Raw genomic sequence first — 14107 nt, 5'->3', positions numbered from 1 at the left:
ATAAGGAATTTGATGGGCGAAGTTGTCAGGATTTTATCAACAAAATCGTTCGACGAACCTTACAGGTTTTGAAAACCTGTAAGGTTAAAATAGAAAGATGACTATCATCGTTTCCTAGCGAGTGCATACATATCGAAACGATGCTATCCTTTTTGAAGGCAAATTATTCAATGAAATATTTATTTTTTGGGAATGTAGGATTTCAGTCCCGCTTTCCGTTTTATTCCGATAAAGGATCGGAATGTTCACTGCAACGCCCGCCTGCAACGGGCAGGGGTTTAATTACCCAAGATAGTAGCACAGGCGGCGCCAACTAAACCCGACAGTAGCGGCAGCGCCCGATTCTTCATCGGGCCTATAGCGAATGGCGGGACGGCATAAACCCAAACGCTTCTGCACTTGCTTTCCATAACACATCAATAAATCTTTAGCACTTAGAACAATGATAAGATTCTTCGCTGCGCTCAGAATGAAAAACACTTTATCGGTATGCAACCGTAAACTGAAAACCGCCAATTGTGAACTTATCAAAAATGCTCCTGGCTTACCAACTCACTTACTTCATATCCCTTCAGCCTGCATCTTTCTATAATATGCACCAATAAATCTGCCTCCATCTTTGGTTCGCGGGCCATAATAAAGAGGTATTTTTCATCCGGATGGCCTACCACTACATAACTGTAATCATCAGCCAGCTCTATAATCCAATAACCGATTTTAAATGGCCATAAAAACTGGGCTTTCATATCGCCATCTGCTTTTTCCTTGTCGAAAAAGAGCTTTGAGGTAATCGATTTTTCTTCAGGTTTTCCATCCTTATAGTAGGTGGTGTATACCTCAAAATGATCATCTTCAGCCAAAGTATAAGTCTCGGTAGTTTGTTTCCAGTTTTTATCCATTAAGGTTGGGATAGAATATAAAGAATACCATTTACCCTCAAAGGCTTTGTAATCGATATTAGAAATGGGTTTGTTTTCCATAAGTTTTTAGAGAAAAAATCGCTGTTAGTATCTATTAAATAAAACCCCGATTAAATTATAAAGTTTTAAAATGCATTTTTAAACCTTATATTTATTTCTACCTTCGGTACATATTAAGGAAAGCGAACCACTAAAAATATAAAGATATGAAAGTAACGGTTGTTGGCGCAGGCGCAGTTGGTGCCACTTGTGCAGATCATATTGCCCGCAAAGAATTGGCGAACGAACTTGTATTATTGGATATTAAAGAAGGTTTTGCCGAAGGTAAGGCGATAGACATGATGCAAACCGCAACCCTTTTGGGCTTCGATACCCAAATTACAGGCGTAACGAATGATTATAGCAAAACTGCTGGTTCGGATGTGGTGGTCATTACTTCAGGTTTACCACGTAAACCCGGTATGACCCGCGAAGAACTGATTGGCATTAATGCGGGCATTGTTAAAAGTGTTGCCGAAAATATTTTAAAATTCTCTCCCGAAACCATTTTCATCGTGATCAGTAATCCGATGGACACCATGACTTACCTCGCTTTAAAATCATTAGGTTTACCTAAAAACCGCATTATTGGTATGGGGGGAACTTTAGATAGTTCACGCTTCAAATTCTATTTATCACAAGCTTTAAATTGCAGTCCGAATGATCTGCAAGGGTTTGTAATTGGTGGCCATGGCGATACCACGATGATTCCGCTAACCCGTTTAGCCACTTACCAAAGTTTACCGGTGAGCCATTTATTGGATAAAGCTACGCTAGATCAGGTGGCGGCAGATACCATGGTTGGCGGCGCTACTTTAACAGGTTTAATCGGCACATCGGCCTGGTATGCTCCGGGTGCGGCAGGTGCAGCATTGGTTGAAGCCATTTTACGCGATGAAAAAAAACTATTTACCTGCTGTGTCTCTCTTGAAGGAGAATACGGACAGGAAGATATTTGTTTAGGTGTGCCGGTAATTATTGGCCGCAGCGGTTGGGAAAAAATCATCGATTTTAAACTAACCGAAGATGAACAAGCAGCATTTAACAAAAGCGCTGATGCGGTAAGAAATATGAACAACGTACTGGCAGAAATGAAATTGGTTTAACCATCTATCTTTAATGATATCGTCACCCTGAACTTCCGCCCGGCCGGTCAGACGGGTGTTTCAGGGTTCTTTAGTCAAGATAGATCGCTCCCCGTCTGTACGGGCAGGCCTGGCCGAACAGGCGGGCATTACACTGCGTTTCAGTTGAGATGACGATTCTATCTGAGTCCCTTAATTTTAAATGATTTAAAATTGAACATCAAAGGTGTAGATAAAAAATTAGCTGATACACACAACATCAGCACCTACCATAAAATTCCGATTTTGGATGGCTTGGAGTTGTTAAATGCTAAAAAACATACCATTGATTTCCCCTTTCACACACATCATACTTTTAATATTGCACTGATCTTAAATCAGACTTTTTACACAAAACTAAACGATAAATTTTTACAGGCACCGATCGGTACAATTTCAATTACCAACCCAAACGAAGTACATGCAACCCCCTGCGACAATAAACTGGGCAATTCATTTTTTACGTTTTACGTTGCGCCTGATGTGCTTAAAACCCTAAACAGCGGTCGCGATGTTTTTTTTGAGGATAAAATCATTTACGATCGTGACCTGGTGAACGGCTTTCATTATTTCGCTGAACACTTTAATAATCCAGCGCTTAATCTCGAAAAAGAGTTATTAAATGTTCTGGAAAAATTGGTTTCCCGTTATGCTTCCAGTATGTATTTTAGTGATAAGAAAACGATATTATTTCAGGATTTTATCGGCGAAAACTTAATGGAAAAATTTTCGTTAACCGACACCGCAAAACGTTTCGGATTGGACAAATATAAATTTCTGCGTTTATTTAAACACGAAACGGGCTTAACGCCGAATAATTACATCCTTTTACAGCGGATAGAAAAATGCAAAAAGCTGCTCACAAAAGAAACAGATTTAATGGAAGTTGCCATCGAAACCGGCTTTTATGATGTGGCACACCTCTCCAGGCATTTTAAAAGATTTACTGGCGTTACCCCTTCAGAATACAAAAAGGCTTAAATGTAGTTGCAATATCGTACAACAGACCCCGGCATTTAAGCTTTAATTTTGCTATCATATCTCACAAAAAATGAAAAAAGATAGCCCTACCATCCTTATTGTTTTATTTTTTAGCATCACAGTACGTGCGCAAGTTGGCCAAAACCTTATTCCAATTAAAATAGATAAATCAACTGCCAATTTAAGCATCAAACAGGGCGAAGAAACTTCGTTTAGCTTTCAGTTAAAAAAAGATTTTTACTACTCAATCACTGTTGAGCAAAAAGGAATAGATGTTACCGTAGGATTAAAAGACCGTAACGGCAAAACCATACAGGATGTAGATTCGCCAAATGGTCGGTTCGGTAGCGAGAAAATCATCTTCTCGCCAGATAGTTCAGGTGACTTTATACTCACCATGAAACCATTAGCTGAAAGCAGCAATGCAAAAGAGGGCAACTACTCGGTTACCATACAAAGTCCGCCAAAAAAATTAAAAAAAATGAGTTTAAAAGCGCTGGAACAGGATTTCGACATCCTGAAAAATGCATTCATTGAAACGAATATTGGCCTGTGGTATAACACCTATACCCAATTCGACAGCCTCTGCAATTTGCAAAAACATAAGATAAAAGATGGAATGACTGCTTTGGATTTTTATCAGATCGTTGCGCCAATGGTTACCTATACCAAAGAGGGCCATTGTGCCATCCAAACCTCTGAAGAAACGAGTAACTACATCAGGCAACATGGTCAGTACTTCCCTTTCCTGGTAAAAATTTTGGATAAAAAAGTTTACATCCTGAACGATCTGGACCTTTACAAAACCAAAGGAATGTTGATTTCTAAAATTAATGGAAATAGCATTGAAAGTATTCTGGAGAAGTTTTTAACGATAGAACCGGCCGATGGTTATAATATTACAAGTAAATACCGCTGGATAGAAACAGCTTTCTCTAAGTATTACCTGCGTTTTTTCGAACAGCAGCCCATTGCCTTTGATCTCGAACTGGTTAATCCCAAAACCGGTGAAAAGATTAACTATAATCAGATTCCGGCTTTAACTTTTAAACAATATGGAAAATTCGTAGCAAAGGAAACAAAATTTATCCCAAACTATAACTTTAAGGAACCTGCTGCATTAAAAATCGACACGCTGAACAGCACGGCAACACTAACGGTGAATACATTTTCAACCAACGATTACACAGGGGGCAGAAAGGGTTTTAAAGAATTTTTGGCGAAAAGTTTTCAGACCATTGCCGATCGTAAAATAAAACATCTGATTATTGATATCAGGAAAAATGAAGGCGGTGCACAGGCCATGGAAGACCACCTGATGTCGTACCTGGTCGGACAAGAATATCCAAAATATAAATATGCAGAAATTCCATCTTTTACTTATTCGTTTTTAGATTATACAGCCTATCGGGATAAAAAATCGCGGGATGATTTTGAAAAGGAATTAAAAGCTGAATTTTACCGCAGTACCGATGGGCGTTATCTGGATCTCCCTGGAAAATATAAGTGCGACACCCCTCAAACCAATTATTTTAAAGGCGATTTGTATATCCTGATCAGTGGTTTATCTTTCTCCGGAGGATCAGAATTTGCTGCTCTGGCCAAAAACTATACCAGCGCCCGTTTTATCGGCGAAGAAACAGGAGGTGGATATTATGGTAATACCAGTGGCTTTTTCATCCATTATACATTGCCCAATTCCAAATTAACCGGCCGTATCCCACTGATTAAATTTGTTGTTGAAGAAAAACAAAATGGTATTCCCTTTGGTCACGGCGTAATGCCTGATCACGAGGTACAGCCAAAAATTGAGGAATATTTAAGCGGCTACGATACAGAAATGGAATTTGTAAAAGGCCTGATCAAAAACAAATAACCACTACCTGACATGGTTTTCGGCTAATTAGCCTAATTTAGTCGAATAATATTTGTTATGAAAGCCATTTCCATTCCTTTAAAACTGATCAACTTACAGGATGACGGCTTCCATCTTTTGATGGAAGTTGTTGTTTTCAAAGAGAAACATCTGGCCGTACTGGATACCGGCGCTTCAAGGAGTGTGTTTGATAAATCTTTGATTGAACAGCACCTGTCTGAAACATTAAAGGTATCGGATGAGATTAACGCGGCTACACTTTTTACCACCACCACTACCATTCAGGCTACCCTTCCCCTTTTGAAAATCGGAACCTTAAAAATCAGGGATTATGAAACCGTTGCCTTCGATCTTCAATCAGTTAGCGATACCTATCAACAGTTTGGCCACCCACCTATTATGGGGATTATTGGCGGGGATATCTTAATGCAATATAAGGCTGTTATCAATTATCAGAAAATGATCCTTAGGCTTTATAGATAAATATAATTTCCCGTTATGATGCCGATCATTTTTATTAAGCCATTTTAAGAGATATTTGACCTTGATGAAAAAGTTAATAGCAATCTTTTGTGTTATTTTTTGGGCCGGTTTAATTGGTGGGATTAGCTTTTTGGAAGCCCCGTTAAAATTCCAGGCACCGGGGATTACCATTCCTCTGGGTTTAGGCATAGGCCAATTGGTTTTTCAGGCACTAAATAAAATAGAGGTTGTATTGCTCCTGATCATTCTAGCCTGTTCTTTACCTACAGGATTAAAAAACATCGGTAGCATTTTACTCTTTTCAATTACCATACTTTTAATGGTAGATACTTTTTGGTTATTGCCATTACTTGATGAAAGGGCAAAACTGGTTTTGGCAGGCCATGCCCCGGTTAAAAGTGATCATCATATCCAATATATCATTATCGACACCATTAAATTCCTGATATTAGCTGCACTAGGTTTCTTAAATTTAACATCATTGTACCATGAGAAAAGATATTCTTAACCGGGCAGACATCATCGTTTTGGTGGATGCATTTTACAAAAATGTTTCGCTAAACCTGGAGATTGGGCCAACATTTACTGATGTAGCCAAAGTAGACTGGAGTCACCACCTCCCGAAAATGTACGATTTTTGGGAAAGTATCCTTTTCGGCAAAGCCATTTATAAGGGGAACCCCATGTTAACCCATTTTGCGCTTAATGAACAAACGCCTTTGCAGCATGAACAATTTGAGATCTGGAAAGATCTCTTTCTTCAAAATGTAGACGATTTGTTTGCAGGTCCCAATGCAGAACTGATTAAACAAAAAGCTCAATCTATTGCAGATCTGATGCATTTTAAAATCAACGCTCCCTCATCGAAAATCAAAATTGTTTAAGTTGATCTGCTTTGAATTCAGTCGCTTTCTTTATAAATTTAGTTAACCAAACTAAATTATGTTATGAAATTTCTTAAGATCTTTTTAAGCATTATTGCTGTACTGGCAGTAATCATTATTGGCGGTAGTTTTTTTCTTCCAAAAAGCTATTCGGTTAATCGGAGTATCACCATTCTTGCTCCAGACAGTATTATTTATAAAAACATTGCGGATTATCATGAATTCTACAAATGGAATGCCTGGTCTAAGATGGATCCAAAAGCGAAGATTACCATTACCGGTACAGCTGCTCAGCCGGGTCACCTCTACCAATGGAATGGTGAAAAAGTGGTACCGGACAAATGCTGATCAATAAAGCAGAGGCAAATAAAATGGTTGATATGGAATTAAAATTCATTAAGCCGATGGAAAGTATAGCGAACACCCGTTTTGACATCAAAAAAGCTGAAAACGGAAATAAAGTAACCTGGACCATGAGTGGAGATAGCAAAGGCATCATTAATAAATGGTTTTGCTTGTTTATGGATAAAATGATCGGTAAAGATTTTGAAGATGGATTGAAATCCCTGAAAGAGAAATCAGAGAAGGAGATTTAATTGCATTGTCATTCTGAGAGATAATTTATTGTTTAAAATCAATATAAAATGGCGTTTTTTTTGCCAAAATGGTGGGCTGTTAGAGTCCGTCATTGGGAGAAGGCTTTTTCAGCCGATAGCCAGTCCCGACTTTTCGGGGAAGCAATCTTACAACGATCGCTACCAGCGGGTGTATTAAGATTGCTTCGTGCCTCGCAATGAAGATCTTTTTTTGTTTAAATCTGTCAACGGTAACGAAGTCGAAGACCCTATTGTGATTCAAAGATCTCTTCATTCCGCTTTGCTCCAGTCGAGGACGTACGCCCTGTAAACTTTGCATTCTCTGTGCCTTAACTTCATGATCTTTGTGGTTAAAAGAGCAAGTCATATTTCTAGGCTCTTGAAAAGAGCTTTTTTTATTCTTTGAAAGACCAACCAAACAATTATCCCAGCTTTGGGTTAAAAAAGTATCAAAAGTGGTCTAACCATCAATTAATATTTTGCAATTTCCTATTTTTTAGATTACTTTTCCATCAAATGAATTTATTACTTGTAGAAGATGAACCAAGTGTTGTATCTGTAATTTCGAGGGGTTTAACAGACGAAGGATTTACCGTAAGTATTTCTCCTGATGGCTTAATCGGAAAACAGATGGCTTTAGACAATCAGTTCGATCTGATTATCCTTGATATTATGCTACCTGGAATAAATGGATTGGAGCTCTGCAAAATCATTAAAGAACAAAAACCCAACACGCCTATTATCATGCTTACCGCATTGGGTACTACTGAAAATGTAGTAAATGGGTTGGATAATGGTGCGGATGATTATTTGATCAAGCCATTTAAATTTGCTGAACTTTTTGCGAGGATCAGAATGCTGCTGAGGCGATACCATGGTGCAGTTTCGCAAGATCAGATTATTTCTGTAGGCGATCTGCAGATCAATTTGAGTGCAAAAACCGTAAAACGAAACCAACAGGAAATCGTACTCACCGCAACAGAATACCGGCTATTGGAGTACATGGCCAAAAACAAATCCAAAATTTTATCCCGGATAGATATTTTGGAAAATGTTTGGGATATCGACTTTAACCTGGGCACCAATGTAGTTGATGTTTATGTTAACTATCTGCGAAAAAAAATAGATAAAAATGCCGATCAGAAGCTGATCCATACGGCGGTAGGTTTAGGTTACATTTTAAAGGAAAAGTAAATGAATATTGCCAAAAAAATCACTTTACTTTTTGCCATTTTATCAGCAATTATTATTTCCTTATTAAGTGGTTTTGTATGGTATTTCTCGAACGAATTTGCCTTTGAAGATTTTTATAAACGTTTGGAAGCCAGGGTTAATATTGCTGCTCAGATTAAACTTTATGAAGATGACAACAATAAGGTTTATGCGAAAATGCGCAACAGATACCTGGAGCGCCTCCCTTCTGAAAAAGAATATATTATGGAAGCGGGGAAACCAACCAATAAACTGGACCGTGAATTGCCTAAAAGTTTTTATAATCGGATCCACGCAGGTTATGTAGCCCGCTACCGCACGGAGAATCACTTTTATGCCGGTAAATTCTTCAAAAATGCTAATGGAGGATACATTGTTATCGTTTCTGCAAATGATCCTGTGGGCTTCCGGGAATTAAAAGACCTGCAAAGAATTTTAATTATTGGATTTTTTCTTTCTGTAATACTGTCATTTGTGGTGGGTTGGAAATTTTCCAATTACATGTTAATGCCCCTTCGAAATATTATTAAAAGTGTCAAAAGAATCAAGGCCGAAAATTTACATATGAGGCTGGATGTCAAAAAAGGGAATGATGAAATGTCGCAATTGGCCCAAACCTTTAACAACATGCTCAACCGTTTGGAAACGGCTTTCGAAACACAGAATAACTTCATCAGTAATGCTTCACATGAGCTGAGAACACCTCTGACCATCATTAGCGGAGAGGTTGAACTGGCCATGAAAAATATTGCGGATACGGCCAAACAGGAGAAGGCATTATCAAAAATCAAAAATGAAGCAGAAAGGTTAGAGCATATTTTAACCAGTTTATTGGGTTTGGCACAATCGGGTTTCAACGGAAAAAACCAGCCTTGGGAGGAGGTGCGAATGGACGAATTGTTATGGGAAATTAAAGATTCGGTAAATCAGGTTCATCCCAACAGTAAAATAGAGATCGATTTTAGTAAACTTCCTGATGATGATGAGCTGCTTTCATTGCGGGTAAACAAAAATCTGATAAAACTGGCCATTAGTAACATTGTAAACAATGCCTGCAAATATTCCAATGAAAATTTGGTAAGCATTAGTATAGAAAGTAATACCAATATACTTTCTATCTCGGTAACCGATCGGGGCATTGGTATACCGCAAACCGATATCCAGCATATATTCGAGCCTTTCTACAGGGCATCAAACACCAATGATTTTAAAGGTTATGGCGTTGGTTTACCGCTCTCCTTAAATATTATCCGTTTGCACAGGGGTAGTATTGCCATTAAATCGCAGGAAGGGGTTGGAACAGAAATTAAAGTTTTGTTACCTACAAAAGTTTAATTCGATCATTGGTTAGCCATTAGTTAATGGTTAGTTAGTCCGTGTAGTTAATCGGTCAACAGTAATTCCCCCGCAACGTTCTCCTAAACTTGTTTGAGAATCTAATTTAAATAATTCCCTTAGTCCTCATCCCGTTAAAAAAGATCCTTCATTGCATTCAGGATGACAGTTTGTTAAAGGAAAAGTATTTAAGCCTCCCAGCAATAAACACAATTTAACATAACAACCTTTCCACATTTAACCTATCAAACAACCGTTTAACCGATTAACCAATTTAAACAGTTACCCAAAAAAATTCTAAAAAGGAGTACATTCTAATCTCGTTTTAATCTCACTCTTATTTCGCTGTAATGACATCAGGCTAAACTTGTATAAATAATATTTCAATTCATTTAAACAAGATATAGCGATGAAAACAATATTAGTTCCAACCGACTTTAAATTAGAAAGTATAAAAATTATTGATGCGCTAGTACAACATCAAAAAAATGAAATATTGAATATCATTTTTGTACACGCCTTTAAATTATCTGATTCCATAACGGATATGTTAATGTTGAGTCGCCGCAGCCGCGACTACGAAAATGTGAGCGACGAATTTTATCAGCAGTTAAATCTGGTTAAGACAAAGTATCCTACCCAGATCAATACCATCGGAATTGAATATTTTTATGGCAGTACCGTAGCGGCTTTTAAAAATTTTATCGAGGCGTTTGATGTAACATGCATTGCCTATTTAGAGGGATATAACTTCATGCCAATCAATAAATATAGTATCGACCCTAACATATTGACAGCACGAGCAGGCTGTGAAGTAATTTTACTAAACGCTCTGACTGTTCATGCCAATGAAAATTTAATTGATACCAAAATACCAGAAACGCAGCTGCACGAAGCAAATTCTTAATTACCAACCACTAAACTTTATATTATGCTATTACGAAATAATATTCCGCTCACTTATATATTCGGAAAGATCAAAAATGAGCTTCTGTTTGTGATCGGTTACTCGATAGGTATTGTGATATTGTATGAGAACCTTCACGTTACCCGCATTTCCATTCCTGTTGCAGTACCCGCTTTACTGGGAACAATCATTTCACTTTTATTGGCCTTTCGCTCTAACCAGGCCTATGATAGATGGTGGGAAGCAAGAATTCTATGGGGTGCCATCGTTAATGATTCAAGAACCCTCTCGCGACAAATCTTATCGTTTGTTGAAAACCCTTATGGATTAGATGAAATTGAGGAATTTAAGGCCCGATTTATTAAACGGCAGATTGCATGGTGTTATGCCCTAAGTCAAGCACTGCGGGGTTTTAATCCCCGAAAAGGCTTAGATGAATATCTTTCGGCCGAAGAATTCGATTTCATCAAGAAACGTAAAAATGTAACAGCAACCATTTTAGAGTTGCACGCCATGGATTTAAAAAAGGCCTTGCTGGAAGGTTGGATCAATAAATATCAACAGATAGAAATAGATAAAACCATAACCGGTTTATGTAACCATATGGGCGGATCGGAAAGAATTAAGAACACCGTTTTTCCGGTAACTTATAGCAAGTATATCAACATGTCTATCCATCTATTCATTGTATTGTTGCCTTTCGGATTGCTTGAATACTTTGGTTACATGGAAGTTCCATTAGTGGTGGCCATTGCAGCATTCTTTTTATTGGTAGAAAAAATGGCTGTTCATCTTCAGGATCCTTTTGAAAATAAACCTACAGATACCCCAACCACAACCATCTGCAGAACCATTGAACGAGATCTTTGCCAGATGTTAGACGATAATAAAATTTATGAGGATAAACCTCAAACCGAATTGGCCCAGGTGGGATCATATTACATTTTGTAATGCATTTTCATGGCCAAAAAAGTAAATCTCATTAAGAGATGGTTAGTTAAGCGCAATGATTTTTCTTTGGATAAAGAAGAACCATTGCCATAGTTGTATAATTACAAAAGCCATTCATTTTTTGAATGGCTTTGTTTTTTGTGGCGGAATCAAACTTTTAATGACACACCTTAATTGACTAGAAAATTTGCTACAGTTTAAGCTGATATTTTCTAACACGACTGTAACTCCGGCGTCAGCTGGAAACAACTGACGCCACCGATAACCTTACTAAGAAAAAACCCTCCCCAAAGCTTAACTTGAGGAGGGTTTCTATAGTAAAATCCTATTGCGGGATTTAAGTATCAGGCATCAATTTTGGCATACTTCGCATTACGCTCGATAAAATCTCGGCGCGGCGCAACTTCATCGCCCATCAACATCGAGAAAGTATGATCACATTCTGCTGCACTTTCGATCGTAGCCTGCATTAAGGTACGTGTAGCAGGATTTAACGTGGTATCCCAAAGTTGCTCAGCATTCATTTCACCCAAACCTTTATAACGTTGGATGTGTACACTATCTTCTTTACCGGCACCTTTTAAACGTTGTACAGCTGCATCGCGCTGTGCATCATTCCAGCAATATTCAAATTCCTTACCTTTTTTCACCTGATAAAGTGGTGGAGAGGCAATGTAAACGTATCCGGCTTCGATCAGGGCACGCATATAACGGTAGAAGAATGTTAAAATCAAGGTGGTAATGTGCGACCCGTCGATATCAGCATCCGTCATGATCACAATTTTATGGTAACGGAGTTTCGTTAAATTTAAAGCTTTATTATCCTCTGGTGTACCAATACTTACACCAATAGCGGTAAACATATTTTTGATCTCGTCATTTTCATAGATCTTATGTTCCATTGCTTTCTCCACATTCAGAATTTTACCTTTTAAAGGTAAAATGGCCTGAATATTACGATCACGACCTTGCTTGGCAGTACCACCCGCAGAATCACCCTCAACCAGGAAAATCTCACATCTTTCGGGATCACTATCTGAGCAGTCGGCTAATTTACCAGGTAAACCCGAACCACCCATTACGCTTTTGCGTTGCACCATCTCGCGTGCTTTCCGGGCTGCTGCACGTGCAGTAGCCGCCAGGATTACCTTATTGATAATCATTTTAGCTTCCTTAGGATTCTCTTCCAGATAATTACCCAAAGCCTCTCCAACTGCAACATCAACCGAGCCCATCACCTCACTGTTTCCGAGTTTGGTTTTGGTCTGCCCTTCAAATTGTGGCTCCTGTACTTTTACCGAAACAACGGCAGTTAAACCTTCCCTAAAATCATCACCGGTGATTTCCATTTTTACGTTCTTCAATAAACCTTCCTTGTCGGCATAGGTTTTTAAAGTACGGGTTAATCCCCTACGGAAACCGGCAATATGCGTACCGCCTTCGTGGGTATTGATATTGTTTACGTAAGAGTGAACATTTTCTGCATAACTATCATTATACTGGAAAGCCAGCTCAACAGGCACACCATTTTTAATTCCTTCGATATAAATCGGCTCGGCCAGAATAGAAGTACGTGTATCATCTAAAAAAGCTACAAACTCTTTTAAACCACCCTCTGAATGGAAAGTTTCAGAAAAATAAGAACCATCATCCAGCTTTTCACGTTCATCAGTTAACGTTAATTTAATCCCTTTATTTAGGAAAGCTAATTCACGTAAACGGCCGGCTAAAGTATCATATTTGTATTCGGTAGTTTGGGTAAAAATGGTGGGATCAGGAGTAAATGTTACAATCGTACCACGTTTGTCTGTATCTCCAACTTCTTTCACATCATACTGCGGAACGCCGATTTTATACTCCTGCATCCAGATTTTACCTTCGCGGTGCACTTCAGCTTTTAAATCTGTAGACAAAGCGTTGACACAACTTACCCCTACGCCGTGCAAACCTCCTGATACTTTATAGGTATCTTTATCAAATTTCCCACCTGCGTGCAAAACCGTCATTACGATTTCAAGCGCCGATTTATTTTCTTTTTTATTAATTCCGGTCGGAATACCGCGACCATTATCTTCAACCCTGATGGAGTTACCTTCTAAAATGCGAACATCAATGGTATCTGCATGACCGGCTAAAGCCTCATCAATAGAGTTATCTACAACCTCATACACCAAGTGGTGCAAACCCTTTACACCTGTATCACCTATATACATCGAAGGGCGCTTACGCACCGCTTCCAAACCTTCTAAAACCTGTATATTATCTGCCGAATAATTTGACTTTAAATCCTGTTCTTCGCTCATATTTTAATTAAAAACAATAAGTATCAAAAATACGGAAATTTTGCCACTTAAACTAATATGTGGATAATTTTTGGGTGCTTAAGGGATTAAGGCAAAGGCCTCTGCCATTGAATTAAAAGGGGATTGAAAAGCAAAACCTGCATTCCTATCCAGGTCTCCTCCCGCTTTCCATTACAAGTCACGCTGAAGACGCGGGAGCTTTCCATTTCAATCCGGGTTTTGGGGGTAATTGTCGGTGCATTTGAATGGATTATCCGCTAAAATGTTTCTATGGGACGAAAAAACATCCCATTTTTTCTAACGGGCGTGAATCCAGATATGACTTCTTTCTGAAAATAGCAAAAATTACCGTCGCGTCATTAAGGCTAGTTAGTCGCCCCTTAATAACAATTTAAACATTTGATTATCAATAATTTGTTGATAAATTTCAGTATTATAAATTGCGGGTTTTGGTTATATTTATATCAAAATCTTGCAGATATTTATGCTTAACCAA

The 14107-nt window shown here is 38.4% G+C and carries 14 protein-coding genes; 12 read left to right on the top strand and 2 right to left on the bottom strand.

Features of this window, described 5'->3' with window-relative positions:
- Positions 1-527: 527 nt before the first annotated feature.
- Positions 528-980 (bottom strand): lipocalin family protein, encoded by a 453-nt coding sequence (locus QZ738_RS20890; RefSeq protein ID WP_293790401.1) that lies wholly within the window; start codon positions 978-980, stop codon positions 528-530.
- Between the two features lie 146 nt (positions 981-1126).
- Between QZ738_RS20890 and mdh the strand changes: the two genes are divergently transcribed.
- The 12 genes from mdh (at position 1127) to QZ738_RS20830 (ending at position 11308) form a co-directional block, all read left to right on the top strand.
- Positions 1127-2065 carry a malate dehydrogenase gene (gene mdh / locus QZ738_RS20885; RefSeq protein WP_293790398.1) on the top strand — a complete coding sequence of 313 codons (939 nt, stop codon included), beginning with the start codon at positions 1127-1129 and terminating at the stop codon, positions 2063-2065.
- Positions 2066-2257: 192 nt separating this feature from the next.
- Complete coding sequence (locus tag QZ738_RS20880; RefSeq protein WP_293790395.1) at positions 2258-3064, top strand: AraC family transcriptional regulator; 807 nt, start codon at positions 2258-2260, stop codon at positions 3062-3064.
- 70 nt (positions 3065-3134) lie between these two features.
- A complete protein-coding gene (locus QZ738_RS20875; RefSeq protein ID WP_293790392.1) occupies positions 3135-4940 on the top strand; it encodes a S41 family peptidase in 1806 nt (601 codons plus the stop codon).
- A 57-nt stretch (positions 4941-4997) separates the two neighbouring features.
- Positions 4998-5423, top strand: coding sequence for an aspartyl protease family protein (locus tag QZ738_RS20870; RefSeq protein WP_293790389.1), 426 nt, complete (start codon positions 4998-5000; stop codon positions 5421-5423).
- Between the two features lie 64 nt (positions 5424-5487).
- Positions 5488-5931, top strand: a complete 444-nt coding sequence (locus QZ738_RS20865) for a hypothetical protein (RefSeq protein WP_293790386.1) — start codon at positions 5488-5490, stop codon at positions 5929-5931.
- Positions 5912-6307 carry a group III truncated hemoglobin gene (locus tag QZ738_RS20860; protein WP_293790383.1) on the top strand — a complete coding sequence of 132 codons (396 nt, stop codon included), beginning with the start codon at positions 5912-5914 and terminating at the stop codon, positions 6305-6307. Before QZ738_RS20865 ends, QZ738_RS20860 begins: the two co-directional genes overlap by 20 nt.
- A gap of 63 nt (positions 6308-6370) precedes the next feature.
- The gene (locus QZ738_RS20855) at positions 6371-6655 is read left to right on the top strand and encodes a hypothetical protein (protein WP_293790380.1); all 285 of its coding nucleotides are present in this window, start codon (positions 6371-6373) and stop codon (positions 6653-6655) included.
- 32 nt (positions 6656-6687) lie between these two features.
- Positions 6688-6903 (top strand): hypothetical protein, encoded by a 216-nt coding sequence (locus QZ738_RS20850; protein WP_293790378.1) that lies wholly within the window; start codon positions 6688-6690, stop codon positions 6901-6903.
- Positions 6904-7419: 516 nt separating this feature from the next.
- Positions 7420-8097 (top strand): response regulator transcription factor, encoded by a 678-nt coding sequence (locus QZ738_RS20845; RefSeq protein ID WP_293790375.1) that lies wholly within the window; start codon positions 7420-7422, stop codon positions 8095-8097.
- Complete coding sequence (locus QZ738_RS20840; RefSeq protein ID WP_293790372.1) at positions 8098-9450, top strand: HAMP domain-containing sensor histidine kinase; 1353 nt, start codon at positions 8098-8100, stop codon at positions 9448-9450.
- A 409-nt stretch (positions 9451-9859) separates the two neighbouring features.
- On the top strand, positions 9860-10357 hold the full coding sequence (locus QZ738_RS20835; RefSeq protein ID WP_293790370.1) for a hypothetical protein: 498 nt from the start codon (positions 9860-9862) through the stop codon (positions 10355-10357).
- Positions 10358-10381: 24 nt separating this feature from the next.
- Complete coding sequence (locus tag QZ738_RS20830; RefSeq protein ID WP_293790368.1) at positions 10382-11308, top strand: bestrophin family protein; 927 nt, start codon at positions 10382-10384, stop codon at positions 11306-11308.
- A gap of 344 nt (positions 11309-11652) precedes the next feature.
- On the opposite strand, the gene gyrB is transcribed toward QZ738_RS20830, so the two are convergent.
- Positions 11653-13611, bottom strand: coding sequence for a DNA topoisomerase (ATP-hydrolyzing) subunit B (gene gyrB / locus QZ738_RS20825; protein WP_293790366.1), 1959 nt, complete (start codon positions 13609-13611; stop codon positions 11653-11655).
- Positions 13612-14107: the final 496 nt, after the last annotated feature.

Source organism: uncultured Pedobacter sp., from assembly GCF_913776295.1.
Taxonomy (GTDB): domain Bacteria; phylum Bacteroidota; class Bacteroidia; order Sphingobacteriales; family Sphingobacteriaceae; genus Pedobacter.
The sequence above is the reverse complement of the archived record's forward strand: the minus strand, read 5'-3'. Positions and strand labels throughout refer to the sequence as shown.